This is a genomic window from Sphingomonas degradans (assembly GCF_053502645.1).
Window position 1 is genome coordinate 2688470 of sequence record NZ_CP177172.1, and the last position, 26672, is coordinate 2715141.

The 26672-nt window shown below is 67.2% G+C and carries 19 protein-coding genes; 10 read left to right on the forward strand and 9 right to left on the reverse strand.

Translation table 11 applies throughout. From position 1 onward, the window contains the following. Positions 1-50 precede the first annotated feature (50 nt). The 4 genes from ACG3SL_RS12215 to ACG3SL_RS12230 form a co-directional block, all read right to left on the reverse strand. Complete coding sequence (locus ACG3SL_RS12215) at positions 51-734, reverse strand: GNAT family N-acetyltransferase (protein ID WP_448661414.1); 684 nt, start codon at positions 732-734, stop codon at positions 51-53. A 58-nt stretch (positions 735-792) separates the two neighbouring features. Further along, positions 793-2568: an IlvD/Edd family dehydratase gene (locus ACG3SL_RS12220; protein ID WP_448661415.1), complete on the reverse strand. Its 1776-nt coding sequence runs from the start codon at positions 2566-2568 to the stop codon at positions 793-795. Positions 2569-2721: 153 nt separating this feature from the next. Continuing rightward, entirely contained in the window at positions 2722-4128 is a 1407-nt protein-coding gene (locus tag ACG3SL_RS12225) for a sugar porter family MFS transporter (protein WP_448661416.1), read from the reverse strand. An 86-nt stretch (positions 4129-4214) separates the two neighbouring features. Next, the gene (locus ACG3SL_RS12230) at positions 4215-5330 is read right to left on the reverse strand and encodes a LacI family DNA-binding transcriptional regulator (protein ID WP_448661417.1); all 1116 of its coding nucleotides are present in this window, start codon (positions 5328-5330) and stop codon (positions 4215-4217) included. 161 nt (positions 5331-5491) lie between these two features. Between ACG3SL_RS12230 and ACG3SL_RS12235 the strand changes: the two genes are divergently transcribed. Then, positions 5492-7927 carry a glycoside hydrolase family 3 N-terminal domain-containing protein gene (locus ACG3SL_RS12235; protein WP_448661418.1) on the forward strand — a complete coding sequence of 812 codons (2436 nt, stop codon included), beginning with the start codon at positions 5492-5494 and terminating at the stop codon, positions 7925-7927. Positions 7928-7989: 62 nt separating this feature from the next. On the opposite strand, the gene ACG3SL_RS12240 is transcribed toward ACG3SL_RS12235, so the two are convergent. Beyond that, positions 7990-8991: an IS30 family transposase gene (locus ACG3SL_RS12240; RefSeq protein WP_448661419.1), complete on the reverse strand. Its 1002-nt coding sequence runs from the start codon at positions 8989-8991 to the stop codon at positions 7990-7992. Positions 8992-9322: 331 nt separating this feature from the next. Here ACG3SL_RS12240 and ACG3SL_RS12245 point away from each other — a divergent pair, with 331 nt between their 5' ends. Then, complete coding sequence (locus ACG3SL_RS12245) at positions 9323-9658, forward strand: hypothetical protein (RefSeq protein WP_448661420.1); 336 nt, start codon at positions 9323-9325, stop codon at positions 9656-9658. A 137-nt stretch (positions 9659-9795) separates the two neighbouring features. Here ACG3SL_RS12245 and ACG3SL_RS12250 read toward each other — a convergent pair whose 3' ends face one another. Both ACG3SL_RS12250 and ACG3SL_RS12255 read right to left on the reverse strand, forming a co-directional pair. Next, complete coding sequence (locus tag ACG3SL_RS12250) at positions 9796-11589, reverse strand: glycoside hydrolase family 43 protein (protein WP_448661421.1); 1794 nt, start codon at positions 11587-11589, stop codon at positions 9796-9798. A gap of 28 nt (positions 11590-11617) precedes the next feature. After that, on the reverse strand, positions 11618-13765 hold the full coding sequence (locus tag ACG3SL_RS12255; RefSeq protein WP_448661422.1) for an alpha-glucuronidase family glycosyl hydrolase: 2148 nt from the start codon (positions 13763-13765) through the stop codon (positions 11618-11620). Positions 13766-13890: 125 nt separating this feature from the next. Between ACG3SL_RS12255 and manD the strand changes: the two genes are divergently transcribed. From manD to ACG3SL_RS12275, 4 genes are all read left to right on the forward strand, one after another. Then, positions 13891-15102 (forward strand): D-mannonate dehydratase ManD, encoded by a 1212-nt coding sequence (gene manD / locus ACG3SL_RS12260; RefSeq protein WP_448661423.1) that lies wholly within the window; start codon positions 13891-13893, stop codon positions 15100-15102. Between the two features lie 11 nt (positions 15103-15113). Continuing rightward, complete coding sequence (locus ACG3SL_RS12265) at positions 15114-16262, forward strand: endo-1,4-beta-xylanase (protein ID WP_448661424.1); 1149 nt, start codon at positions 15114-15116, stop codon at positions 16260-16262. A gap of 98 nt (positions 16263-16360) precedes the next feature. Beyond that, complete coding sequence (locus ACG3SL_RS12270; protein ID WP_448661425.1) at positions 16361-17371, forward strand: AAA family ATPase; 1011 nt, start codon at positions 16361-16363, stop codon at positions 17369-17371. A 2-nt stretch (positions 17372-17373) separates the two neighbouring features. After that, positions 17374-18336: a 1-phosphofructokinase family hexose kinase gene (locus ACG3SL_RS12275; RefSeq protein WP_448661426.1), complete on the forward strand. Its 963-nt coding sequence runs from the start codon at positions 17374-17376 to the stop codon at positions 18334-18336. Here ACG3SL_RS12275 and ACG3SL_RS12280 read toward each other — a convergent pair. After that, positions 18282-18593 (reverse strand): helix-turn-helix domain-containing protein, encoded by a 312-nt coding sequence (locus ACG3SL_RS12280; RefSeq protein ID WP_448661427.1) that lies wholly within the window; start codon positions 18591-18593, stop codon positions 18282-18284. The genes ACG3SL_RS12275 and ACG3SL_RS12280 overlap by 55 nt on opposite strands. Positions 18594-18741: 148 nt before the next feature. Here ACG3SL_RS12280 and ACG3SL_RS12285 point away from each other — a divergent pair, with 148 nt between their 5' ends. Both ACG3SL_RS12285 and ACG3SL_RS12290 read left to right on the forward strand, forming a co-directional pair. Continuing rightward, positions 18742-19320, forward strand: a complete 579-nt coding sequence (locus tag ACG3SL_RS12285; RefSeq protein ID WP_448661428.1) for an alpha-ketoglutarate-dependent dioxygenase AlkB — start codon at positions 18742-18744, stop codon at positions 19318-19320. A 117-nt stretch (positions 19321-19437) separates the two neighbouring features. Then, positions 19438-22674, forward strand: coding sequence for a PAS domain-containing protein (locus ACG3SL_RS12290; RefSeq protein WP_448661429.1), 3237 nt, complete (start codon positions 19438-19440; stop codon positions 22672-22674). On the opposite strand, the gene ACG3SL_RS12295 is transcribed toward ACG3SL_RS12290, so the two are convergent. After that, positions 22671-23567, reverse strand: coding sequence for a hypothetical protein (locus ACG3SL_RS12295; protein WP_448661430.1), 897 nt, complete (start codon positions 23565-23567; stop codon positions 22671-22673). The two genes, ACG3SL_RS12290 and ACG3SL_RS12295, sit on opposite strands and share 4 nt — an antisense overlap. A gap of 500 nt (positions 23568-24067) precedes the next feature. Between ACG3SL_RS12295 and ACG3SL_RS12300 the strand changes: the two genes are divergently transcribed. Together ACG3SL_RS12300 and ACG3SL_RS12305 are read left to right on the forward strand one after the other, a co-directional pair. Next, a complete protein-coding gene (locus ACG3SL_RS12300; protein ID WP_448661431.1) occupies positions 24068-24643 on the forward strand; it encodes a 3'-5' exonuclease in 576 nt (191 codons plus the stop codon). 70 nt (positions 24644-24713) lie between these two features. Next, the gene (locus tag ACG3SL_RS12305; RefSeq protein ID WP_448661432.1) at positions 24714-26585 is read left to right on the forward strand and encodes an ABC-F family ATP-binding cassette domain-containing protein; all 1872 of its coding nucleotides are present in this window, start codon (positions 24714-24716) and stop codon (positions 26583-26585) included. Positions 26586-26672: the final 87 nt, after the last annotated feature.

The following is a 26672-nucleotide window of genomic DNA, read 5'->3' on the forward strand; positions in this document are numbered from 1 at the left end:
CCCCCGGATGCCGCGAAGCTATCACTCGCCGGTGATAGGCGCCAGATCGGTTAAGCGAGCGCGAGCGTCGTGACCACCACGCCGCACCGCTGGCGAAAGCCGAGTGACTCGTACAGCGCGATCGCTGCGGGATTGTCGGCATAGCTGTGCAGGAACGGCACCTCGCCGCGCGCCAGGATCGCCGCGGCGACGTGCCGGATCAGCCGGGGCGCGAGCCGCTGGCCGCGAAAATCGGGGTGGGTGCACACACCGCTGACTTCGGTGAAGCCGTTCGCCTTCAGCCGCTCGCCCGCCATCGCCACCAGCCGCCCGTCGCGGCGCACCCCGACGAATTGGCCCAGCCGATGGGTGTTCGCGAAAAAGGGGCCGGGCTTGGTAAGCGTCGCCAGCGCGAGCATCTCCGCCGCATCGGCATCGCCCAAGGCCACGCAGTCCAGGTCCGCCGCGCCGGGGGTCAGCGCCTCGGCCACCATCTGCACCCCCGCTGCCGCCCGTTCGACGCGCGTACCCGGCACCGGGGGCAGCGCCTCGCGCTGCATCACGATCGCGGGGCCGGTAGCGCGCACCAGCGCGCCCAGTGCCGCCAGCGTATCGGGCGCATGGTCGCCTATAGCCGCGAAAATCGCATGGTCCTGCTGGAAGCGCAGCGCCGCGCCCTCGCCCACCGCGAGCGGCGCCTGGCGCGACTGGAGTGCGGCCCAGGCGGGGCGGTCGAGGGGATGCGCGGCTGTCATGGCATCGCGTATAGCGCGCGGCGCCGCGCCGGGGAAACGCCCCCGGCGCGGCGGCCCGTCAATGGTTGTGCCGAGGCGTCTTCTCGCTCGTGCGGCGGTATTTCAGCGCGAAGTCGAGCACCCCGCCCTCGCCCAGCTGGCCCACCTTTTCGCGGTACAGCTCTTCCCAAGGGGTGTTGCTCTCCGGGATCGGCGGCGCGGGTTCGGCCTTGCGGCGAGCGATCTCGTCCGCATCCACCAGCGCGTCGCAGGTGCCGGCGTTCAGGTCGATGCGGATCGTGTCGCCGCTGCGCAGCCACGAAAGCCCGCCGCCCGCCGCGCTTTCGGGCGAGGCGTTGAGGATCGAGGGGCTGTCCGACGTGCCCGACTGGCGGCCGTCGCCCAGCGTCGGCAGGCTCATGATGCCCTGCTGGATCAGGTGATCGGGCGGCTGCATGTTCACCACTTCCGCCGATCCGGGCCAGCCGATCGGGCCGGCGCCGCGGATCACCAGGATGCAATTGGCGTCGATGTTCAGCGCCGGATCGTTGATGCGGTGGTGGTAATCGTCCGATCCGTCGAACACGATCGCCCGCCCCTGGAACACACCTTCATTGCCCGGCTCGGACAGATAGCGCGCGCGGAAATCGGGAGAGATCACGCTGGTCTTCATGATCGCCATGTCGAACAGATTGCCCTTGAGGACCAGGAACCCGGCCTTTTCCAGCATCGGCGCGTCGAAGGGCAGGATCACCTCACGGTCGGTGGCGACATGGCCTGCGACATTCTCCGCCAGCGTCTTGCCGGTGCAGGTCACGACGCTGCCGTCGAGCGCACCCGCCGCCAGCATCTCGGTCAGCACCGCCGGGATGCCGCCAGCGCGGTGGAAGCGTTCGGACAGATATTTGCCCGCCGGCTGCATGTTGACGATCAGCGGCAGGTCATAGCCGGTCATCCAGTCCTCGGGCGTGATCTCGATGCCTGCATGCGCCGCCATGGCGTTGAGGTGCGGCTGGGCGTTGGTCGACCCGCCGATCGCGGTCAGCAGCTTGATCGCATTGAGGAAGCTCGCCTTGGTCAGGATCTTCGACGGGCGCAGGTCCTCATAGGCCATGTCGACGATGCGCTTGCCCGTCTCGTACGCGATCTGCCCGCGCTCGCGATACGGCGCCGGGATCATCGCGCAGCCGGGGAGCGACATGCCCAGACCCTCGGCAAGGCTGTTCATCGTCGAGGCGGTGCCCATGGTGTTGCAGTGCCCCGAGGACGGCGCGCTTTCCATCGCGCGCCTCAGGAACTCCGCCTCGTCGATCTCGCCCGCCGCCATCTTGCGGCGACTGCGCCAGATGACGGTGCCCGAGCCGACCAACTCGCCCTCATGCCAGCCGTCGAGCATCGGCCCGCCCGAAAGGACAATCGCGGGAATGTCGACGGTGGAGGCGGCCATCAGCGACGAGGGCGTCGTCTTGTCGCAGCCGGTCGTCAGGATCACAGCGTCGATCGGATAGCCGTTGAGGATCTCGACCAGCCCCAGATACGCCAGGTTGCGGTCCAGCGCGGCGGTGGGCCGGCGGCAATTCTCGAAGATCGGATGGAGCGGGAATTCCATCGGGATACCGCCCGCCGCCAGGATGCCGGCGCGCGCGCGCTTCACAGTTTCCAGGTGGATGCGATTGCACGGCGCGATGTCGCTGCCCGACTGGGCGATGCCGATGATCGGCTTGCCCGACGTCAGCTCCTCCGGCGTGATGCCGTAATTCATGAAGCGCTCGAGATAGAGCGCGGCCATGTCGGCGCGGCCGGGCGCGGCGAACCATTCGCGCGATCGGAAGGGGCGGACGGGGGTGCGGGTCATCGGTTCCTCACAATCCTCCCCGGCACGGGGAGGGGGACCAGCCGCAGGCTGGTGGAGGGGGCCCAGCCACACGCGACGTCCGTTGGGGCAATCCCCCTCCACCACCGCCGCCGGCGGTGGTCCCCCTCCCCGTGCCGGGGAGGATCGTTACGTTCAGCCCTCCATGGCCTCCAGTTCCTTGCCCTTGGTTTCCTTGATGAACTTCAGGACGAGGAAGAACGAAATCACCGCGCAGGCGCCGTAGAAGGTGTAGCTGACCGCCAGGCCCAGCGCCGCCGCCATGATCGGGAAGCTCTGTGCGATCAGATAGTTGGCGAACCACTGCGCAAAGCCGCACACCGCCAGCGCCGAGCCACGGATCTGGTTCGGGAACATCTCGCCCAGCATGACCCACATCACCGGGCCCCAGCTGATGTTGAAGAAGATCACGTAGAGGTTGGCGCCGACGACAGCGAGCTTGCCCAGTTCGGGCGACAGGACCAGCTTGCCTTCAGGGTCCAGCGTGCCGTGGCTGAAAGCATAGACGAGGATGAACAGCGTAACGGCCATGCCCGCCGAGCCGATCAGCAACAACGGCTTGCGCCCGATCTTGTCGACCAGTGCGATCGTGACGAGGCAGGCGGCGATCGAGACGGCGCCCGAGACGATGTTGATGAGCAGCGAATCGGCTTCCGTGAAGCCCGCGAGCTGCCACAGCGTCGAGCCGTAGTAGAAGATCACGTTGATGCCGACGAGCTGCTGGAACACCGCGATGACCAGACCGGCCCACAGGATCGGACGCACGCGACCGGTGGTGGGATCGAGCAGGTCGCGCAGGCGCGGCTTGTGGTCGGCACTGAAGCTGCCGCGGATGTCCTGGAACTTCGCCTTTGCCTCGGCCGGGCCGAACAGGTCGGTCAGCACCTTGGTCGCTTCCGCATCGCGGCCCTTGGCCACCAGGAAGCGCGGGCTTTCCGGGATGAAGAACAGCGCGACCAGGAACACTGCCGCCGGCAGTGCCTGCATCAGGTACATCCAGCGCCATGCTTCGAGCCCGCCCCAGAAGGCGTTGGTCGATGCACCTGCCGCCCCGGCGAGGTAGTAATTGACCACGAACGCGGCGGTCAGGCCGGAGATGATCATGATCTGCTGCACCGTCGTCATCCGGCCGCGAATGTTCGCGGGGGCGACTTCGGAGATATAGGCGGGCGACAGCACCGATGCGGCGCCCACGGCGATGCCGCCGACGATGCGAGCGATGACGAAAATGGTGTGATCGTGCGCGAAGCCCTGAACCAGCGCGCCGCCCAGGAACAGCACGGCGGCGAGCCGCATCACGTTGCGGCGGCCCATCTTGTCGGCCAGCGTACCGGCGAAGAAGGCGCCCGCGACGCAGCCGATCAGCAGCGAACCGACGGTGAAGCCGAGACCGGCCTCGTCCAGCGCGAACGCGGCCTTCAGACCCGGCTGCGTCCCGTTTACGGCACCGCTGTCATATCCGAACAACAGGCCGCCGATCGTCGCTACCGCGACTATCGCGCTGATAAGGCCAATATTGGCCTTCTCTCGCACTTGATTCATCCCCAAATCCTCTCCTGGCCCGGGCAGAGTGCCGGCCTGTTAGCGGTAACGGTGGCGCGGCCCGCAACGAAATGCAAGCCAGTCGTTCACGCCACCTTCGGATTGATCGTCGCGTCGCCTCCCGGCGCACGGATGCTGCGCGCGCCGTTCGCTTCAGGCGGCGGTCCCGAGGATTCGCGCACGATCAGTTCATGCGGCAACACGCTATCCTGCAACGGGTCGACATCGGCGCCCCGGTCAGACCGCACGCGCGCCAGCAGCATGTCGAGTGCGGCATCGGCCATCGCGCCGATCGGCTGGCGGATCGTGGTCAGCTCGGGCCAGATCGTCGTCGCGAGCGAAGTGTCGTCGAACCCGACGATGCTCACATCCTGTGGCACATGCAGCCCGCGCCGATGCGCGACGCCCACGGCGGCGGCGGCCATGTCGTCGTTGCTGGCAAAGATCGCGGTGGGCGGGTTCGCCGCATCGAGCAGCCGCTCGGCAGCGAGGATCCCCGAGCGGAAAGTGAAATAGCCCTGCTCGACCGGCATGTCCTCCACCGCCAGCCCCGCTTCGTCCAGCGCCGCCGCAAAGCCGCGAAACCGCTCGGTGCTCGACGTCTGGTTTGGGTTGCCGCGAATGAAGCCGATCCGGCGATGGCCGAGTTCGAGCAGGTGCCGCGTCATCGCGCCCGCCGCTTCGAAATCGTCGATGCGCACGTTCATGCTGTGCGCCGGGGGCAGGCCCATCGCGACCGACACCCAGGGGATTCCCGCCGCCTCCAGCTCGGCGCGGACGGGGGCCGATTCGGACAAGGGCGGTTGCAGGATCACGCCCTCGACATTGGTCGAGGCAAAGCTGCGCGTCGCCTCGGCCTGTTCCTCGGGCCGTTCGCTCTCGCACGATTCGAGCACCAGATGACACCCGGCCCGGCGGGCGGCGGCCAGTGCACCGATCAGGAATTGCGACAGATACGCGGCGGACGGATTGGAATAGAGCAGCCCGATCTGCGTCGCATCCCCCGCCGCCAGGCTGCGCGCCGCGCTGTTCGGCGAATAATTCAGCTCCGCGATCGCCGCCATCACGGCGACGCGCGTGGCCTCGCGTACATTCTCGCCGCCGTTGACGACACGCGACACGGTCATCGCCGACACGCCAGCGGCGCGCGCGACATCCTGTACCGTAACGGTGCCCCGGCTTCTTCGGCTTGGTCTGCTCATCCCACTCTCTGCGCGCTGGAATAAGGCGAGTTTCGAATAATGCAAACAAACGAAACAATGGCCGTGTTGACCGGGGTCCACGCCGCCCCGTATAGATGATAGCGCTACCAGAACTTGAGACGGCGCAAGCGGCGCCGCGCGTTCAGCCAGAGGAGAGGATCATGCGCATTCCCCGACACCATGAGGGGCGCCCTGCCCGCAGCATCCGCGCCGCCGCGCTGGCCGCTGTCGCCGCCGTCGCACTGGTCCCGCTGATCGCCCCCGCCGCCCATGCGCAAACGCAGGCCGCGCGCGCCGACAAGCCGGCGTACAAGGATGCGGCACAGCCGGTGGCGGCTCGTGTCGAGGACCTGCTGGCGCGCATGACGCTGGAGGAGAAGATCGGCCAGCTTGTCTCGATCTGGGAACATAAGGGCCGCATCCAGACGCCCGAGGGCGAATTCGACCCCGCCAAGGCGAGCCAGGCCTTCCCCAACGGCCTCGGCATGATCTCGCGCCCGTCCGACCGCCGCGGCGTGAAGCCGCCCGCTCAGGGCAGCGCCGGTGCGGCCGCGGGCGTGCAGAACCGCAATCCCGAGGATACAGCGAAGTACATCAACGCCGCCCAGAAATGGGCCGTCGAGAACACTCGGCTCGGCATCCCGATGCTGATGCACGAGGAAGCGCTGCACGGACTGGTCGCGCCGGGGGCCACCAGCTTCCCGCAATCCATCGCGCTCGCCTCGACCTGGAACCCGAAGCTGGTCGAGGACATTTTCTCCGTCGCGGCGAAGGAAGCGCGGGCGCGCGGCGCCAATCTGGTGCTGGCGCCGGTGGTGGACGTCGCGCGCGATCCGCGCTGGGGCCGGATCGAGGAAACCTATGGCGAGGACCCGTATCTGGTCGGCGAAATGGGGCTGGCGGCGATCCGCGGTTTCCAGGGCAGCACGCTGCCGCTCGCCAGGGACAAGGTGTTCGTCACGCTCAAGCACATGACCGGCCATGGCCAGCCCGAAAACGGCACCAATGTCGGCCCCGCATCGCTGGGCGAGCGCAGCCTGCGCGAGAATTTCTTCCCGCCGTTCGAACGCGCGGTGACCGAGCTGCCGGTGATGGCCGTGATGGCATCGTATAACGAGATCGACGGCATCCCCAGCCACGCGAACCACTGGCTGCTCACCGACGTGCTGCGCGGCGAATGGGGGTTCCAGGGCGCGGTGGTCAGCGATTATTTCGCGATCCGCGAGCTGGTTACCCGGCACAAGATGTACAAGACGGTCAAGGACGCGGCCGCGCGCGCGATCGATGCGGGGGTCGATGTCGAGACGCCCGACGGCGAGGGCTTCGAGCATCTGGCCGCGCTTGTCCGCGAAGGCCGGGTGAGCCAGGGCGAAATCGACAATGCCGTCCGCCGCGTGCTGCGCATGAAGTTCGAGGGCGGGCTGTTCGAAAACCCCTATGCCGACGTGCGCACCGCCGCGAAGCTGACCAACACGCCCGAGGCGATCGCACTGGCGCGCAAGGCGGCGCGCGAATCGATCGTGCTGCTGAAGAACGGCGAAGGGCTGCTGCCGCTGGATGCAAAGGGTATCAAGCGGATGGCGGTGATCGGCACCCATGCCAAGGATACCCCGATCGGCGGCTATTCGGATATTCCGAACCATGTCGTCAGCGTGCTCGAAGGCATGCAGACCGAGGGCAAGGGCAAGTTCCAGGTCGATTTCGCCGAGGGCGTGCGCCCCACCACCCACCGCGTCTGGGCGCAGGACGACGTGACGCTGACTCCGCCGGAAGTGAACGATAAGCTGCGCGCCGAGGCGGTAGAGACGGCGAAGAACGCCGATGTCGTCGTGCTGGTACTGGGCGGCAACGAGGCGCTGAGCCGCGAGGCATGGGCCGACAACCATCTGGGCGACAGCGAGACGCTGGACCTGGTGGGGCCGCAGGACCAGCTGGCCAAGGAACTGATCGCGCTGGGCAAGCCGGTGGTCGTGGTGCTGCTCAACGGTCGCCCGATGTCGGTCAATTACCTCGCCGAAAAGGCGCCCGCGCTGATCGAGGGCTGGTATCTGGGCGAGCAGACCGGCAACGCGCTGGCCGATGTGATCTTCGGCCGGTACAATCCGGGCGGCAAGCTGCCCGTATCGATGCCGCGCAATGTCGGCCAGCTGCCAATCTATTACAACAAGAAGCCCACGGCCCGGCGCGGCTACCTGTTCGGCGACACCTCGCCGCTCTACCCGTTCGGCCATGGCCTCAGCTACACCAGCTTCGACGTGTCGGCCCCGACGCTGGGCGCCGCCACGATCGGAGTCGCCGACAAGGTGCAGGTGCGCATCCACGTCGCCAACACCGGCAGCCGCGCGGGCGACGAAGTGGTCCAGCTCTACGTCCATGACGACGAGGCGAGCGTCACGCGCCCGGTGATCGAGCTGAAGCGCTTCCAGCGCGTGACGCTCCAGCCGGGCGAGAAGAAGACGGTGACGTTCGAGCTGACCCCGCGCGACCTGTCGCTCTACAATGTCGACATGAAGCGCGTGGTGGAGCCGGGCACGTTCACGATCTCGGCCGGGCCGGATTCGACCAGGCTTAAGAGCACGACGCTGACGGTGCGCTGAGCCGGTCCTTCCCCCGGCTTACCAAAGACCCTCGTCATTCCCGCGAAGGCGGGAATGTGGACTCACGGTTGAAGTGCACCGGTTGAGATTTTGGAGAATGCCTCGGCGGGTGTGAGGAAGCCAAGGCATTTTCTGGGGATGTTGTTGAGCCGGTCGGCACAGGCACGGAGTTGTCTGTGGCTGACGGTGTCGAGGTCGGTTTTGCGAGGCAGGCTTCGGCGCAGTCGGCCGATGGTGTTTTCGACACCGCCCTTTTGCCATGGGGCTCGGACATCGCAGAAGAAGGTCTGGATGCCGAGACTGTCGTGAAGGCGGTGATGTTCGGCGAACTCGGTGCCGTTGTCGAAGCTGATGGTCCTGCGCAGATCCTGGGGGATATGGCGCAGTCTGCGGGTGATCCGGCGTGCGGTCAGCTCGGCTCTGCGGTGGGGAGGCTTGTCGAGGATGGTGTAGCGTGTGTGGCGCTCGTGCAAGACGAGGACATTGTGCCCATATCGGGCGAACAGCATATAGTCTGCTTCCCAATGGCCCGGCTGTGCGCGATCCCGGGCTTCGAGGGGGCGTTCGCCGATCGGCCTGCGCTGTTTGATGAAGCTGGCCGGGCTTCCGCCCTGGCGGCCATAGCGGCCGCGCCTTGCCTTGCAGCGGGGCAGAAGGCGGTGCCAGTAGTCCTTCTGGGCCGAGCGATGATAGACGTATCGATAGATTGACTCGTGGCTGACCATGGTGCGACCGTGCTCAAGCGCCAGTCGGCCGGCGATCTGTTCGGGAGAGCATCCCATCGCAAGGCCGTTCTTCACGATATCTCGCAGGTCCGGCTGGCGCGCCAGCTTGAAACGGCCGTCCCATCGTCGTCGTCTGATCGCGAGCCTATGGGCACGCCCGGGCGCATAGCCGCCGGGCCAGACCTTGGTCGGCTTGCTATTGCGCCTGAGTTCCCGACCGACCGTCGTGTGATCACGCCCGATCGCGGTGGCGATCTGTCGGCAAGATATACCGCCTTCATGAAGGCGGTATATCTCGATCCGCTCGTCGAGGCTGAGCTGCCTGTAATGTCGTCCCATCGCGCAATCACCTTAGCAGGTGGTGCACTTGTTCCGTGAGTCCGGGGAATCCATTGGCGCCGATGCTGCGGCTCCTTCCCCGAACGCACAGCCGAGTGGATTCCCGCCTTCGCGGGAATGACGAAAGTTTTTAAGGGCGGCGCGACGGCGTGCGTTCTCAGGAGCGCTGGCGTCTACGCCGCTAGTCGCTCGCGTCGCACGCCGGGCACAGGCTGAAGTCTGGCGTCACCATCCCATCGCGCCCGACGAAGGGGTGGCTGCAATGCGAACAGACGGCGTCCGAAACTTCGGTTCGATTGCCGATGGTTCTTTCCGATGCCAAAACACCGCTATGAAGAACATCCAGATTATCGATGGTGCTGTGAACGCCACTTTCAGTGTGTTTCAGGCGACGGACGAGGAGTTCGCTGCCGTCTTTCCCGATGGGCGCGACATCGAGTTGGTCGAAGACCTGATCGACCGACTTGGGGAAGATGCTGCAGGCTCTTTGCTGACGCCTATCTGGAGCCGACCAATCCTGAAGCGCAACGCGCTCGGCATCCACGGCACACTGTTCTACGACAATGAGCAACGACGAGACCACATCCCGCCGTCAAAGCGGGAGGTCGACTGGGACAGCGGATCGGTCAACCAAGCCCAACGAGACCTGTTCGCCAGGCATCGCTAAATTGTCCACGCCGCCTCGCCTTCCAAATATCCTCGCCGTTCCCGCAAAGGCTCTTGGGGCAGCGCGAGGGCCTGCGTTCGCAGGAGCGCGTGCAGTAGAGAAAGGGGGAGAGCGTTCGGCGCCCTCCCCCTTGTCGCTCACTCGCCCGTCGCGGCGAGCATCCCGAACACCGAACCGACGAACCCGCCCGCGACCTTGGTGGTCAGCGCATCGGTCTGGACGCTACCCAGCGTCTTCCACGCCGGGGCGCGGCGTGCCGGGCCGACCGGGGCATAGTCGAAGCGGTAGCGGTTATCCTGCACGCTGATCCGCAGTTGCAGCGGTTGCCCCGGCTTGGCGGGCGCCGTGAACAGCGTCTTGCCGGCACGCGGCGCATCCCTGCCCTCGCGCTGGTCGAGCGTCACCACGGTCTTGCCCGCAACTTGCTTGATGCCCAGGAAGAACCAGTAGTCGTCGCTCTGGAGCACCGCCATCCCCGCGCGGTCGCCATTCTTCTCGGGCGTGAAGCGCACGATGGTGGCGGCAGTGGCGCTGCGATGCTGTTGCCGCCGGGCGAGGAACGACGGATTGCCATTGTCCCCCAGCCCCTCCGGCCGCGCGGTCAAGTGCAGCGCGCCGCCCTCGACCTTGGACCATTGCGAGCGTGGGTTGCGCATCTGCATCCAATAGGGCGGCAGTTCGGGGGTGTCGAACGCGTCGCGCACCGCGAACGCCCCGTTCATCGGCACCGGCGGCTTGGCACCGCGCGGCAGCGCCGGGCGGGCGTGCAGATAGGGGATGGGCTGCTTGGGCGCAGTGATGCTGGGCCAGCCGTCCTTCCACGTCACCGGCAGCAGGAACGTCTCGCGCCCGATCGTGTAGAAATCGCCCGCATAGGGCCGCACCGCGAGGAAGGTCGCCCACCAGTCGCCCTTTTGCGTCTGCACCAGCTGCGCGTGGCCCGCCGACGTGATCGGATTGGCCCGATCGCGCGGCAGGTCGCGCTGGGTCAGCACGGGGTTGGACGGATTGGGCAGGAACGGCCCGGTGACGCTGCGCGACCGCAGGATGACCTGGCTGTGGCCCTCCGCCGTGCCGCCCTCGGCGCAGCTGAGATAATACCAGCCGTCCTTCTTGAAGATGTGCGGCCCTTCGATCCAGATCGGCTTTTTCGAGAAATCGACGCCACCGTTCACCAGCACGGTGCGCGGGCCGAAGCTCTTGAGCGATTTGCGGTCGAACTCCTGGATCCAGATCGCGCGGTGGCCCTGATATTGCGGCTCGCCCTCGGGCGCGCCGTTGTTGAGGATCCAGGTGCGCCCGTCATCGTCGAAGAACAGCGAGGGGTCGATGCCCCCCTCCAGCGCGGGCAGCCAGATTGGGTTGGACCAGGGCCCGGCGGGGTTGGTCGCGGTAATCACGAAATTGCCGCCGCAATCGACACAGGTGTTGAGGATGTAGAACACCCCGTCCTTCGCCTGGATCGACGGCGCGAACACGCCGCGCGACAGCCCCAGCTTCTTGAAATCGAGCTGGTCGGGCCGGTCGATGGCGTTGCCGATCTGCTTCCAGCTCACCAGGTCGCGGCTGTGGAAGATCGGGATGCCGGGGAAATAGCTGAAGGTCGACGTGACGAGATAATAGTCGTCGCCCACCCGGGTCACGCTGGGGTCGGGGTAGAAGCCCTGGAGCACCGGGTTACGATACTGGCCCGGCTTGGGCTTGAGCGTCGCGTCGATCGGGTCGCTGCCGCGATAGTCGAACCAGTCGAAGCTGGCGACCGGCTGGGCATGGGCAGCCGATGCCGCGAGCAGCGCGAGGGCCGCAATGCCCCACCGTCCCGCCGCACTGTTCCCCTGCGCACGCAGGGGTCCAGAGTCACGGGCGGTGCGCTCTGCGCCCTGGGCCCCCGCTTTCGCGGGGGAACTGCCGTGGTCGAAATCGTCGTACATTCTTGTTTCCTCTCCTGTTTTCTACGGATTACTCGCCGTTGCCCGGCGCATGGGGGGTGCGGATCGCCTTGTACCATTCCAGCGGATGCGCAGGCGCGGCATGGCCGGTGGGAAGCGGGCGCTTCGAGACCGACTGGAAATACGCGATCGAGGCGTCACGCCACCAGATCGCCTCGGCGTGCTGGATCGCCAGGAAGTCGCGCACCTCGGCCCAGCGGCGGGCGTCGACCTTGGCCTCCAGCGCCTGCCAGTCAGCCTGCATCGACGCGACCGTGGCGACACCGCGATCATAGCGCGCGACCAGCTCGTCCCACAGCGTCCGCCCCGATGCCATGCGGCGATCCCATGGAACGTGGTGGAACCACAGCAGCAGTTCCTCGGGCACGGTCTTCAGATTGCCCCAGCGCGCCGCCACTTGCGGCGCATATTGGCTGAGTGCGTCGCTGCCGCTCTTCGTCCGGTCGAAGCCGATGCCGCCCGCGTCGGCCTTGTGATAATAGACCGGGTTCCACTCGGGGCGCGCAAGATCGGCCACCCATGGCCCCGGCCCGTAATGGTGACCGGTCGCCATCAGGTGCCCGAGCCCCAGCGGGGTCATGTAATCGACCACCGCCTCGCGCGATTCCATCATCATCCTGACGACCGGGGCCACGACCGCCGGGCCCCAGGTCATCGCCGCCCAATCCTGCGCAATGTCCCTAGCCCGCGCATTCGGGTCCCAGGCGAAGCGACCATAGGCGTACCAGTTCGCCTGATCGAACTGCGAACCGGACCAGTTGCGGTCGCTGCCGATATTGGCGACGCCCGCCATGCCGGTGGCAGCACCAGGGTCCACGGGCGTCTCGATCACCTTGGCAACCGTGCTGCCCTTGCCGGGGCGGAACGTGTCCGCCTCCAGCACTTCCTCCCACATCGTGCCCAGATAGGCGAGGTGGGTGGCGAACCCCAGATACTCCTTGGTGATCTGGAATTCCATCATCAGCGGCGTCTTGGGCATGGCCCCGAACAGCGGATGGAAGGGTTCGCGCGGTTGGAAGTCGATCGCGCCGTTCTTGACCTGGACCAGCACATTGTCACGGAATGTGCCATCCAGCGGCTTGAACTCGGTATAGGCCTGTTTGTGCCGATCCTCGGCATTCTCGGCGGCGTAGACGAACGCGCGCCACATCACGACGCCGCCATGCGGCGCGAAGGCATCGGCCATCATGTTGGCGCCGTCCGCATGGCTGCGCTTGTAATCGTTCGGCCCCGGCTGGCCTTCCGAATTGGCCTTGACCACGAAGCCGCCGAAATCGGGGATGACGGTATAGATCTCGTCGATCTTGGCCTTCCACCATGCCACCACCGCCGGATCGATCGGATCGGCGGTCTTCAATCCCCCGATCTCGATCGGCGCTGAGAAACGCGCGGTCAGATACACCTTGATGCCATAGGGGCGGAACACCTCCGCCAGCGCCTTCACCTTTTGCAGATAGTCGGGCTTGAGGATGTCGGCATTGGCATTGACGTTGTTCAGCACCGTGCCGTTGATCCCGATCGAGGCATTGGCGCGGGCGTAATCAGTGTAGCGTGGGTCCTTGTACCCCGGCAGCTTCTGCCAGTCCCAGATCGACTGACCGGCATAGCCGCGTTCGACATGCCGGTTCATATTGTCCCAGTGGTTGAGCACGCGCAGCTTGAGCTTGGGTGCGTCGACGATGTCGAGCGCGTCGATCGGCTGGCGGGTCTGGACCAGCTTGAGCAGGCGGAACACGCCGTACAGCACGCCCTGCCCGCTATTCCCCGCGATCACGATCACGCGCTTGCCGTCCAGCGTCGCGGTGCGGATCGCGAACCCCTCCGCCCCCAGCCGCGCGAACGGCAGGGCCATGCCCTGTACCAGCGGCGAGGCTGCGGTAGCGAGGACGATTGCTCCGTCCCCGGCGACGGACGCGCGCTGCGGGGTCTTGCCGAGCATGCCGCCAAGCCCGCGCTCAAGTTCGGCGGCGGCGGCGTCTATCCGGGGGTCGCCGGCAGGGGCGACATAGCTGGCAAGGCGCGGCACGATCGTGTCGCGATAGCTGGATTCAACCGGCTGATAGCGGAGCCACAGGTCGTAACCATCCTCCGCACATGCTTGATTCGCAACGCCAAAACACAAAAACGCAGACAAAATAGCCAGCAAATTCCGCCACATCCGCTTCCACTCCGTTGGGCAGTCGCGTGCTGCCGTTGACAAGCTTGTAACAGCTTGCCCATGGTAGCGCTACCAGATGGCAGCCGGGAAATGGCGCCACGCATGGAGGGGGCAAAGGCACGGCGATGGCCGACATTATTTCTGCGCGCGTCATCGTTACCTGCCCGGGGCGCAACTTCGTCACCCTCCGGATCGAAACCCGCGACGGCGTCCATGGCTTGGGCGACGCGACGCTCAACGGCCGCGAGCTGGCAGTGGTCAGCTATCTCAACGATCACGTCATCCCCTGCCTGATCGGGCGCGACGCGCACCGGATCGAGGATGTGTGGCAGTATCTGTATCGGGGTGCCTATTGGCGGCGCGGACCGGTGACGATGGCCGCGATCGCCGCCGTCGACATGGCGCTGTGGGACATCAAGGGGAAGGTCGCGGGGTTGCCCGTGTATCAGCTGCTCGGCGGGGCCAGCCGCGAGGGGTGCATGGTCTATGGCCACGCCAATGGCGCCGATATCGAGGAGACGATCGAGCGGGCGATCGAACACCGGGAGATGGGGTTCAAGGCGATCCGGCTGCAATCGGGCGTACCGGGGCTGAAGGCGACCTATGGCGTCGCCAAGCCGGGCCAGCGCTATGAACCCGCCGACGGCGCGCTGCCGACCGAGAGCCTGTGGTCGACCGAGAAATATCTGCGCTCGGTGGCCCCGCTGTTCGAAAAGGCGCGCGCAGTGCTGGGCGACGACGTCCACCTGCTGCACGATGTCCACCACCGGCTGACTCCGATCGAGGCGGCGCGGCTGGGCAAGGATCTGGAGCCGTATCGGCTGTTCTGGCTGGAAGACCCGACCCCGGCGGAGAACCAGGCCGGGTTCCGCCTGATCCGCCAGCACACCACCACCCCGATCGCGGTGGGCGAAGTGTTCAACACGATCTGGGACGCCAAGCAGCTGATCGAGGAGCAGCTGATCGACTATATCCGCGCGACGATCGTGCACGCGGGCGGGCTCACCCATATGCGCCGGATCGCGGCGCTGGCCGATTTGTACCAGGTCCGCACCGGCTGTCACGGCGCGACCGACCTGTCGCCGGTGTGCATGGCGGCGGCGCTGCATTTCGGGCTGTCGGTCCCCAATTTCGGCATTCAGGAGTTGATGCCGCATACCGAGGAAACCGACGCGGTTTTCCCGCACGCCTATTCCTACGCAAACGGCATGATGCATCCGGGCGACGCACCTGGGCTAGGCGTCGAGCTGGACGAGGACCGCGCCGCGCGCCACCCCTATGCGCGGGCCTATCTGCCCGTCGCGCGGCTGGAAGACGGCACGATAACCAACTGGTGAGGAGAGCGACGATGCACGGATTGACGCGACGCGACATGCTGGCGGCGGCAGCGACCACCGCAGCGGCGGCATGGGCGTCCCCTGCGCTCGCCGCCCCTGCCGATGGGCTGAACACGCTGGCCAGGGCAAAGGGAATGCGCTTCGGCTCCTGTTCGTCTTGGAGCCCCGCCGGCGCCGATCGCGGATCGTTCGCCAACCCGGCCTATGCCGCGCTACTGGAGCGCGATTGCGGCATTCTGGTGCCCGAGAACGAGTTCAAATGGCAGGCGCTGCGGCCCGACGCGACACAGTTCACCGACGGTCATTTCGCGGCGATGCTCGACTATGCCCAAGGCCAGGGCATGGCGATGCGCGGCCACACGCTGTTGTGGCACAAGACCCAATATTATCCCAAATGGCTGCGCGACTATGATTTCGGCGCTAACCGGCGCCGAAGCGCCGAAGCGCTGCTCGAGACGCACATCGCGACGCTGTGCACCCGCTATGCCGACCGCATCGTCAGCTTCGACGTCGTGAACGAGGCCGTCGACGAGAAGACCGGAGCATTGCGCGACTCGTCGCTGTCCAAAGCATTTGGCGGGACCGAGGCGATGATCGACTTCGCCTTCCACTCCGCCCGCCGCCACGCGCCCAAGGCGCAGCTGGTGTATAACGACTATATGAGCTGGGAAGACGGCAACGAGGGGCATCGCGCCGGCGTGCTCGCGCTGCTGGAGGGGATCCGCAAACGCGGCGTGCCCATCGATGCGCTGGGGGTGCAATCGCATATCGGCGTGAACGACACGAACATCGCCGCCGCCGTCAAACGCCAGGAAGGGCCGTGGCGCGATTTCCTGAACGCCGTGACCGCGATGGGCCTGGCGCTGGTCGTCACCGAGCTGGACGTCAACGACAAGGGGCTGCCAAGCGACATCGCAGTGCGCGACGCGGCGGTTGCCGGTTATGCGAAGGCGTATCTGGAGCGGATGTTCGCCTATCCCCAGCTGCGCGACGTGCTGGTCTGGGGCATGAGCGACAAATATAGCTGGCTGACCGGCTTCGCGCCCCGCCCCGATGGCGGGCTGCAACGCTGTGCGCCCTATGACGCGGCCTTCAGGCCGAAGCCGCTGCGCGAGGCCATCGCCGCGTGTTTCCGGGAAACCGCGCCCCGCAGCGTGTGAATTTTGCAACGCTTGCGCAACGCTCGTCGGGTTCCGTTCATAAAAGCGGTGCTACCCGCTCGAACCCCCGTTAAGCGAGGCGCGAAGAGGAGCAAACCATGGCGGCGACCGCCGCGAACGGAACCGAGACTGACGATGCCGCGCTCGCACTGGGCGGGCTGGATGTATCGGCACTGCACGACGCCGCAGACCGGCTCGCGACGCTGCACGTCGACGCCCCGCTGGGCGATGCCGCAGCGTTTCGCGCCCAGATCGACGCGCTTGCCGCCGGCGGGATCGAGCGGCGCGAGCTGGAGCGCCAGCGCCAGCATATCGCCCGCCGCGCGCAAGGGCGCCGGATTCGCGAATTCGCCATCGGCGGCAGCCAGGACATCCTGTTCGACCTGTCCCGCGCGCTGCTCGGGCTGGTGCGGCGCGGCCATGTGATCGAAGCGAACACGCTGGCCAACCGCTATCTCGACACCCGCCCCCAGGGGGCGACCGGCTGGGCGTTGCTGCCGCTGTATCTGGGCCTGCACGCGCTCCAGCGTGAGGATCGCGCGCTGGCGGAGCTGATCCTGGCCCCCGCGCCGCCCCGGCTGGTCGCGATCGGCGGGCTTTCGGGGACCGGCAAGTCCACGCTGGCGCGGCTGCTCGGCGCGCGGATCGGGCGGGCGCCCGGCGCGCGGGTGCTGCGGTCGGACGTGTTCCGCAAACGCATCGCGGGCGTGCCCCCCGAGACGCCGCTGCCGCCGCGCCACTATACCCGGCGCAGCGACCAGGAAACCTATGAGGCGATGTTCGAATCGGCCGACGATCATTTGGCGTGCGGCAGCAGCGTGATCCTGGACGCGGTGTTCATGAGCCGCAGCGAGCGCGACGTGGCCGAGGCGCTGGCCGCGCGCGCCCGCGTGCCCTTCACCGGTTTCTGGCTGGAGGCACCCGAGCAGGATCGCATCGCCCGCGTCAAAGCGCGGACCAACGACGCCTCCGACGCGACCGAACAGGTCGTGCGCGAGCAATCGAAACGCTCGGTCGGCGAAGTCCATTGGCATCGGATGCGCGTCAACCGGCCGCTGGACGCAATCGTCCCGGCGGCGCGCGCGGCGCTCGATCGCGGGCAGCGCTGACCATGCCCGCCATCGCCACGCTGACGCTCAATCCTGCGCTCGACGTGACGACGGACACCGATCATGTCCGCCCGACGCACAAGCTGCGCTGCACGCCTCCGGGTTTCGAGCCTGGCGGCGGCGGCATCAACGTGGCGCGCGTGGTGCACGCGCTGGGCGGCGACGTGACGGCAGTGTTTCCCTGCGGCGGCCCGGCGGGCGCGATGATCGCCGAATTGCTCGCCGCCGCCGGGGTTCCTGCCGAGGTCATCGCGATCCCCGGCGCCACGCGGGAGAGCTTCACTGTCAACGACCTGCAGAGCGGCGAGCAGTTCCGCTTCGTCCTGCCCGGCCCGCCGCTCGATGCCGATGCCCAGGCCGCAGTGCTGGCAAGACTGCGCGCGTTGCCCGGACCGATCGCATACATCGTCGCCAGCGGCAGCCTGCCGCCCGGATGCGACGGCACGATCCTGGCGACGCTGGCGGCACAATGCCGCGCGGACGGGGTGCGGCTGGTCATCGACACCTCCGGCCCCGCGCTGGCGGGGTGCGAGGGGGCACGGGCCTATCTGCTCAAGCCCAGCCTGCGCGAAGTCGAGGACCTGCTCGGCCGCACGCTGGACAGCGAGGATGCCGAAGTCGCCGCCGCCCGCGAAATGCGCGCGCGCGGCTTTGCCGAGGTGATCGTGGTGTCGCTCGCCGAACGCGGCGCGCTGATGGTGGCGGACGGCGTCGCGCTGCGCGTGCCCGCCGTCCCGGTCCCGCCCGGCAGCGCCGTGGGCGCCGGCGACGCGATGACGGCGGCGATCACGCTGGCGCTGGCGCGCGGACAGCATCTGGAGGATGCGCTGTTGTTCGGCGTGGCGGCAGGTGCAGCCGCATTGATGACGCCCGGCACCGAACTGGCCCGGCGAGCCGACGTCGAGCGGCTCTATGCCGAGGCGCGCACCCGTTCGGGTATCGGGGCCGCACAGAACAGGCCGTGAAGCGCCTCCAGCATCTGCCGCGCCTGCGCGCTGGCGAGCGAATAGAAGATCATCTGGCCCGAACGGCGCGCCGCCACCATTCCCTCGCGGCGTAACAGCGCCAGCTGCTGCGACACGGCAGTATCACGGGCACCGGCAAGCCGCGCCAGTTCCCCGACGGACTTCTCGCCGTCCAGCAGATGGCACAGCAGCAACAATCGGCTCCGGCCCGACAACGTCTTCAGGAACGAAGACGCGCGGTCGATCTCGGCAAGCATTTCATCTCTCACAAGGATCGTCGCTATGCGTAGTTGGCGCCGGTTGCAACCGCTATCATACGGTAAATTGGATGTAATTCTCAGAACGCATACATTTGGATGCAGGTCTTCGGGCACCGATCGGCACCGCGTGCGTTGAGCGTCGGCAATGTCCGGCGCCCTTCTCGACCTCTTTCCCGCAGCCTCGATTCCCGGCCTCTCGCAAGTCGCCGATATGCTCGATTCCGCAGCGGAATCGGCCTTGATCGCGCATATCGACGCCGCGCCGCTCATGCCCTTCCGGTTCCAGGGATGGGTGGGCAAGCGCCTGACCGCCAGCTTTGGATGGCGGTATGATTTCGACGACCAGAGCTTCACCCCCGGCCCGCCCCTGCCCGACTGGCTGCTGCCCCTGCGAGAGCGCGTGGCGCAATCCGCGGGCCTTCCGGCCGACGGGTTCGTCCATGCGCTGCTGACCCGGTACGATCCGGGCGCGGGGATCGGCTGGCATCGCGACCGCCCGGTGTTCGATCATATCGCAGGCGTTTCGCTGGGCAACCCGGCGTCGCTGCGGTTCCGGCGGCGGCGAGAGCGCGGGTTCGACCGGGTTGCGATACCGCTGCCGCCGCGATCACTCTATCATATGACGGGCGAGGCGCGGCACCAGTGGGAACACAGCATCGCCCCGGTGGCGGCGCCGCGCTGGTCGATCACGTTTCGAAGCCTGCGCAATGCCGCCAGCCGTTGAATATCGCCCGATTTCGGCTGGTCCAGGCGGCGTGACGCTGTATGGTCCGGGCCACGAAACGGCCAGACAAGCGAGTTTTGCGTCACGATGATGGTCGATGCGGCATATGATTTCCTAGTGAGCGTCGGTGACGCGGGGCGCCGGTTGCGTGCGTTCGACTGGTCGAGCCACCCGCTTGGTCCACCCGCAACCTGGCCCCAGTCGCTGCGCACCGCACTGCGCCTGATGTTGAACGCGCCCCAGCCGATGTATTTGTGGTGGGGACCGGCGCACTATTGTTTCTGCAACGGCGCGTTCGAGGCGCTGGTGGGCAGCGCGCGCGATCTGGCTTCGCCGGGACAGCCCGGTCCGGCGGCCTGGGGCGACAGCTGGGACGCGGTCGCGCCGGCGGTGACGCAGGTGTTCGCTGGCACCGGCCCCGTCTGGGACGCGCAGGTGACGCTCCCCGGCACCGGGGCTGCTCTCGCGAACACCGTATCGTGGAGCTGCTCGTACACTCCGATCGACGACTCGCAAGCGCCGAACGGGATCGGCGGTGTGCTGGCGATCTGTACCGACACCACGCATGAAATCGCCGAGGAGCAGCGCCGCGCCGCCGATGCCGAGAACCAGCGGCGGCTGTTCGAGCAGACACCGGGCTTTCTCATCATCCTGCGCGGCCCCGATCACATCGTCGAGTTCGTCAACGACGCGCATCGCGCCACTTTCTCCAGCGACGACTGGCCCGGCAAGACGATCCGCAGCGCGTTTCCACCGGATATTGCCGAAGAACGCTATTACGCCGCGCTGGACGAGGTATATGAGACCGGCACGCCGTTCGAAGCGACCGGCGTGCTCACCCGCTATCGCACCCCCGCTGGCGAGGAGGTGCTGCGCAACCTCACCTTCGTCTATGCGCCGCTGCGCGACGATAGCGGACGCATCACCGGGATCATCTGCGAAGGCTTCGACGTCACCGAGAAGCACCGCGCGGAAACCCGGCACGCCGCGCTCGCCCAGCTGGCCGACCGCCTGCGCGAGCTGGAGGACCCCGAGGCGATCGCTTTTGCCGCCGCCGAGATATTAGGGCGTGCGCTGAACGTCAGCCGGGCGGGCTATGGCACGATCGATACGCAGGCGGAGACGATCACCATCGGTCGCGACTGGAACGCCCCCGGCGTGCCAAGCCTGGCCGGGGTGCTGCACTTCCGCGACTATGGCAGCTATATCGATGATCTGAAGGCCGGCCGCACCGTCGTGGTCGAGAATGCCGACCGCGATCCCCGGACGGCGGCGACCGCACAGAGCCTCAAGGACATCACCGCCCACGCCTTCGTCAACATGCCGGTGACCGAACAGGGCGGCTTCGTCGCGCTGCTGTTCCTCAACCATGCCAAGCCCCGCGTCTGGACCCAGCCCGAGCTGGAGTTGATGCGCGACGTAGCGGAGCGGACACGGGCCGCCGTGGCGCGGCGCGAGGCCGAGCGGGCGTTGCGCGAAAGCGAGAGCCGATTGCGGCTGGCGATCGACGGCGCCCGGATCGGCACCTGGGACTGGGATCTGCGGACGATGCGCGGAAGCTGGTCGGGGCGCACCGCCGAGATCATGGGCGTGACGCTGCGCGACGATATCACGCCGGAGGCGCGCTATGCATTGATCCATCCCGACGACCGCGACCGGGTCCGCGAAGAGGCAGCGCGCGCGGTCGGCGGCGGTGAGCAGTTCGCCAGCGAATATCGCGTTCAGCGCCCCGATGGCGAAATCCGCTGGGTCTCGTCGCGCGGGACCGTGCAGTATGACGACACGGGCACCGCGCTGCGCACCACGGGAATCGTTCGCGACGTCACTCGGCGCCGCCGGGCGCAGGAAGCGCTGAAGGCGCTGAACGAGACGCTGGAACAGCAAGTGGCCGATCGCACCGCAGAGCGGGACCGGATGTGGCGGCTCAGCGGCGATCTCATGCTGGTGGTGGGGCTGCGGCTGGAGATCCGCGCGGTCAATCCTGCCGCGACGCGCCTGCTCGGCTATGCGCCGCGCGACGTGCTGCACCGGCGCTTCGATCGCTACCTCCACCCGGCGGATCGCGCCGCGGTGGCGCACGCATTGCGGGCGGTGGCGGGCGGGCCGGTGCGCGACATCGCGGCGCGGGTGCGGACGCAGGATGGCCGCTGGCTGCATTTCTCGTGGAGCGCCGCACCGGGCGACCGTGAAGCCTATGTCATCGGGCGCGACGTCACCGAAGACGTCGCGCGCAGCGAAGAACTGCACCGTGCGCAGGACGCGTTGCGCCAGGCGCAGAAGATGGAATCGCTTGGACAGCTCACCGGCGGCGTGGCGCACGACTTCAACAATCTGCTGACGCCGATCCTGGGCAGCCTGGACCTGCTCCAGCGCAAGGCGGAGAGCCCGCGCGACCGGCGGCTGATCGGCAACGCGCTCGAATCGGCGGAGCGCGCACGGGTGCTGGTCCAGCGCCTGCTTGCCTTTGCCCGGCGCCAGCCGCTGCAACCGGGGCCGGTCGATCTGCGCGCGCTCATCAACGGCATGGCAGGGCTGATCGCCAGCACGGCGGGCCCGCAGATCGCGATAGACGTCGCGCTGGCCGAGGATCTTCCCCCCGCCCAGGCCGACGCGAACCAGCTTGAGATGGCGATCCTTAATCTCAGCGTGAACGCCCGCGACGCCATGCCCGATGGCGGGCGCATGACGTTGTCTGCCGCGCCTGTCGTCGTCGGCGCGGACCATGCGATCGATCTCGCGGCGGGCCGCTATATCCGGCTGGCGATCACCGATACCGGCCACGGCATGGACGCAGCGACGATGGCCCGCGCGGCCGAGCCGTTCTTCTCGACCAAGGGCATCGGCAAGGGCACGGGTCTGGGGCTGTCGATGGTGCATGGCCTTGCCTCGCAGCTGGGCGGGGCGATGCTGCTGTCGAGCACCCCCGCACTGGGCACCACCGTCGAGCTTTTCCTCCCGATCGCCGAGGGGCCGGTGGTCCGCGCCGAGCAGCCCCGTGCCGAGGCTCCGCAGGCCGCCGCCGGCTCCATCCTGCTGGTGGACGACGAACCCGCAGTGCGCACCGCCACCGGCGAGATGCTGGCCGACCTTGGCTACCGCGTGGCGCAGGCGCCCGGCGGGCAGGAGGCGATCGACTATCTCGCCCGGCACGATACCGACATATTGGTGACCGACCATCTGATGCCCGGAATGACCGGCACCGACCTGGCGCGGGTGGTCCGCGAACGCTGGCCCCGGATGCGCATCCTGATCGTATCGGGCTATGCCGACCTGGACGGCATCACGCCCGACCTGCCCCGGCTGGCAAAACCCTTTCGCCGGGACGAACTGGCAGCAAGCGTCGCCCGACTCTAAACCGCGTCGCCGGGGCTGTGGAGCGCCTGCACGGGTACGCCGAGCACGGCAGCCCGCGCGCGGAAGATCTGGCGCATATATGGCGTCTGCATCGCCATGAACCGCCGCGGCGTGGTCCCCAGAAACTCCTCGGAATCGCGCAGGAAGTGCGACACGTCGAAATAACTGCGCGCGATCAGCCCGTAATCCGCCTCCCCCGCCGCATACATGCGCAGCAGCGAGCGCAGGAACCGCGCGCGCCGCAGCAGCCGCTTGGGCGGGAACCCGAAATAGCGCAGCGACACGTTGCGCAGGCGCTGCGGCTTCATGTCCAGCGTATCGGCGATGGCCGTGATGTCGGCCACCGTTTCGTCCACGATCATTTGCATCAGGCGCCGGATGATCGGTTCGTCAGGGTGCGGCGTCGCGAGCAGGTCGACCAGCAAGGTGTCGAGGACCGGCTTCACATCGTGCCCGCAATCGGATGCGCGGACCTTGTCGTACAGCGCGTTCACGACGCGCGCCGGCATCGCATCGACCAGCGGCACGATGCGATCACGAAAGCGCTCCGCCGGCTCGTCGAACAGCCGCGCCCATCCCAGCGCAGTCACGCCGATTCCCACCGTGATGCCGCCAAAGGATTCGACCCGCGACGCGCGCCCGCTGGGACCGTACAGCGCGATGTGCGGCGTCGGCGCGAACACGCGGTTGCCGATCGTCACGTTGATCGGGCGTTCGTTCATGAACAGCCGGATATTGGCAGAGCCCGGCATGCTCCACTCCACCGCGCCCATCACTTCGGGCCCATCCGAATCGAGCACGTAATAATCGCTGACGCAGTCGGCGATCCGGGCATCGGGACGCTCGATGCGGAGCGCGGTGTTATGCGGAGTCTCGAAAACCTGAAGGTTCACGCCAGGGGCACGCGTGCCGCTGGGAATGAGCGCGCGACGGGGCGCAGCCTTATCCGCAGTGAAAGAAGCACCGCGCGCGACTGCTGCAGCCGCTGCATCGACCGCAGGGGTCGGCTGGGGGAACGCTCGATCTGTCAGAGACTTGGCTCTTTTAAAGAGTGGGTTGCAAGATACCGTATTGCCCGGCGCACTTCCTATATTTCATTCCGGGATTGTCGGCAATCTGCGTTCTAACGAAAAACGCCATCTCCCGCGCGATCCCGCCACTTTGGGTAAAAAGCCGCCAATTTCACACATCGTTACGGATCAGACTCGACTGACTTCGCTAATGGGGATCGGCGACAATCGTATCGCCCTCCGCCGATGCAGGGGAACGCCCGGAACGGTACTATCACGGAACTGCAATCCGCGTGCGGCAGTAATACTATAATCCTAGTGACCCGGCAGATGGATCGGGCGAGGCCACTGTGCGTTGCTCATGCCGAACAAGGCCTTATTCGATGCTCGTCTTCCTCGATTTTGAAGCTTCCTCCCTCTCGCGCAACAGCTATCCGATCGAAGCCGGCTGGGTGTTCGAGGATGGGCGCAGCGAATCCTACCTGATCCGTCCCGCCCCCGGCTGGGACGACTGGGACCCTGCGGCCGAGCGCGTGCACGGGATCAGCCGCGAGACGTTGCTGCGCGAGGGCGAGCCGCATGACCGCGTCGCCGCACGCATGATCGAGGCACTTGCCGGGCACGATCTGCGCGCCAGCGCTCCGTCCTGGGACGGCAAATGGCTGAGCGCGCTGCTCCGCGCCGCCGGCCTGCCCCGCCACAGCCTGCGCCTGCGCGGCAGCGACGACGCCAATGTCGAGGCGGCGCAAAGCGCGCTGCGCCACGCCGTGCCCGCCGAAAAGCTGGGCGCGACCGCGGGCAATTGCATCACACTGGTGCAGTTACGCGACCGCACCGGCACCCCCGCCCATCGTGCCCTCCCCGATGCGGAGGCCGAGCGCCAGCGCTGGCTCAACGTCCGCGCCGCCGCCAGCGCGCTGGCGGGGCAATTGGTGGCGGAGCAGCGCCTCGCTTCCTGATGCTCGCCGCACGGTGACGATTGCAAAGCTTGGTATTGGGTTCGTCGCGCGGCTCTGGTAGGCGCGCGCCATGCTCAACCTTACCGGCATCACGGTGCGCCTCGGCGGGCGCACGATCATTGACGATGCGACCGCCAAACTGCCGCCCCGTGGACGCATCGGCCTGATCGGCCGCAATGGCGCGGGCAAGACGACGCTGGTGAAGGTGATCGCCTCGCAGCTCGATCCCGATACCGGCAGCGTCGACATGCCGCGCGGCGCCCGGCTGGGCTATATCGCGCAGGAAGCGCCGCATGGCGATGCCACGCCGTTCCAGACCGTGCTCGACGCCGACCTGGAGCGCGCAGCCCTGCTCCTGGAGAGCGAGACCAGCGACGATCCCGACCGGCTGGGCGAAGTCTATGAGCGGCTGATGGCGATCGACGCCTATACTGCGCCAAGCCGCGCGGCGCAGATCCTGGTCGGCCTGGGCTTTGACGAGGAAATGCAGCACGCCCCGCTCGACAGTTTCTCGGGCGGATGGAAGATGCGCGTGGCGCTGGCGTCGCTGCTGTTCTCGCAGCCCGACGTGCTGCTGCTCGACGAACCGTCGAACCACCTCGATCTCGAAGCGGTGCTGTGGCTGGAGGATTTCCTGAAATCCTATCCGGCGACGATCCTGCTCGTCAGCCACGAACGCGATTTCCTGAACAATGTGGTGGACCATATCCTCCACCTGGAGCGCGGCAAGCTGACGCTCTATCCCGGCGGCTATGATGCGTTCGAGCGCCAGCGTGCCGAGCGTCAGGCGCAGATCGCCTCGGCGCGCGCCAAGCAGCAGGCACAGCGCGAGCACCTCCAGGCCTATATCGCCAAGAACTCCGCCCGCGCCTCCACCGCCAAGCAGGCGCAGAGCCGCCAGAAGGCGCTGGCCAAGCTCCAGCCGATCGCCGAGCTGGTCGACGATCCCACGCTGACGTTCGATTTCCCCAACCCTGACGAGCTGCGCCCGCCGCTCATCACGCTCGATCTCGCGACCGTCGGCTATGGCGACAAGCCGATCCTCAAGCGGCTCAACCTGCGCATCGACCCCGATGACCGTATCGCGCTGCTCGGGCGCAACGGCAATGGCAAGACCACGCTGGCGCGGCTGCTCGCGGCGCAGCTGACGCCGATGGAAGGGTCGATGAACGCATCGGGCAAGATGCGCATCGGCTATTTCACCCAGTATCAGGTCGAGGAACTGGAACGCAGCGAGACGCCGCTCCAGCACATGACTTCGCTGATGAAGGGGGCGAGCCAGAGCGCGGTGCGCGGCCAGCTGGGGCGCTTCGGCTTTTCGGGGCAGAAGGCAACGACCGAAGTCGGCAAGCTGTCGGGCGGCGAGCGCGCGCGGCTGGCGCTGGCGCTCATCACCCGCGACGCGCCGCACATGCTGATCCTGGACGAACCGACCAACCACTTGGACGTCGACGCGCGCGAGGCGCTGATCCAGGCGCTGAACGAATATAGCGGCACCGTGATCCTGGTCAGCCACGATCGCCACATGCTGGAAATGACCGCCGACCGGCTGGTGCTGGTCGACAGCGGCACCGCGAGCGAATTTGACGGCAGCCTCGACGACTATATCGCCTTCGTCCTGTCGAAGGATTCGAGCCCCGGCGGCAAGGGCGAGTCCAAGGCCGCGCGCAAGGAAGCTCGCCGCGCCGCCGCCGAGGCGCGCGAAAAGGGCCAGGCACTGGGCAAGCGCGTCAAGGAACTGGAGGGACAGCTGGCCAAGCTGACCGAGCAGCGCACCGCCGTGGATGCGGCGATGTTCGATCCGAGCACCGCCGAGGCCAGCCTCGCCAAGCTGAGCATGACCGACCTGATGAAACGCCGCGCCGAACTGACCACGCAGATCGACGCGATCGAGGCGGAATGGCTGGAGGCGAACGGCGAGTTGGAGGGGTTGGCGGCGTAGGGGCGGGCGCCCCCCTCTCCTTTCCCGTCGCCCCGGCCTTGCGCCGGGGTCCCGCTGCCATCCGAGCGGATAGACAGGTAGCGAAGA

Excerpts from the sequence above, each read along its gene's own strand:
- ACG3SL_RS12300 (WP_448661431.1), top strand. The coding sequence starts at position 24,068 with ATGCTCGTCTTCCTCGATTTTGAAGCTTCCTCCCTCTCGCGCAACAGC.
- ACG3SL_RS12240 (WP_448661419.1), bottom strand. The coding sequence starts at position 8,991 with ATGGGACGACATTACAGGCAGCTCAGCCTCGACGAGCGGATCGAGATA.
- ACG3SL_RS12280 (WP_448661427.1), bottom strand. The coding sequence starts at position 18,593 with ATGCTTGCCGAGATCGACCGCGCGTCTTCGTTCCTGAAGACGTTGTCG.
- ACG3SL_RS12250 (WP_448661421.1), bottom strand. The coding sequence starts at position 11,589 with ATGTACGACGATTTCGACCACGGCAGTTCCCCCGCGAAAGCGGGGGCC.
- ACG3SL_RS12275 (WP_448661426.1), top strand. The coding sequence starts at position 17,374 with ATGCCCGCCATCGCCACGCTGACGCTCAATCCTGCGCTCGACGTGACG.
- ACG3SL_RS12215 (WP_448661414.1), bottom strand. The coding sequence starts at position 734 with ATGACAGCCGCGCATCCCCTCGACCGCCCCGCCTGGGCCGCACTCCAG.
- manD (WP_448661423.1), top strand. The coding sequence starts at position 13,891 with ATGGCCGACATTATTTCTGCGCGCGTCATCGTTACCTGCCCGGGGCGC.
- ACG3SL_RS12255 (WP_448661422.1), bottom strand. The coding sequence starts at position 13,765 with ATGTGGCGGAATTTGCTGGCTATTTTGTCTGCGTTTTTGTGTTTTGGC.
- ACG3SL_RS12270 (WP_448661425.1), top strand. The coding sequence starts at position 16,361 with ATGGCGGCGACCGCCGCGAACGGAACCGAGACTGACGATGCCGCGCTC.
- ACG3SL_RS12225 (WP_448661416.1), bottom strand. The coding sequence starts at position 4,128 with ATGAATCAAGTGCGAGAGAAGGCCAATATTGGCCTTATCAGCGCGATA.
- ACG3SL_RS12245 (WP_448661420.1), top strand. The coding sequence starts at position 9,323 with ATGAAGAACATCCAGATTATCGATGGTGCTGTGAACGCCACTTTCAGT.
- ACG3SL_RS12265 (WP_448661424.1), top strand. The coding sequence starts at position 15,114 with ATGCACGGATTGACGCGACGCGACATGCTGGCGGCGGCAGCGACCACC.
- ACG3SL_RS12305 (WP_448661432.1), top strand. The coding sequence starts at position 24,714 with ATGCTCAACCTTACCGGCATCACGGTGCGCCTCGGCGGGCGCACGATC.
- ACG3SL_RS12285 (WP_448661428.1), top strand. The coding sequence starts at position 18,742 with ATGTCCGGCGCCCTTCTCGACCTCTTTCCCGCAGCCTCGATTCCCGGC.
- ACG3SL_RS12230 (WP_448661417.1), bottom strand. The coding sequence starts at position 5,330 with ATGAGCAGACCAAGCCGAAGAAGCCGGGGCACCGTTACGGTACAGGAT.
- ACG3SL_RS12235 (WP_448661418.1), top strand. The coding sequence starts at position 5,492 with ATGCGCATTCCCCGACACCATGAGGGGCGCCCTGCCCGCAGCATCCGC.
- ACG3SL_RS12220 (WP_448661415.1), bottom strand. The coding sequence starts at position 2,568 with ATGACCCGCACCCCCGTCCGCCCCTTCCGATCGCGCGAATGGTTCGCC.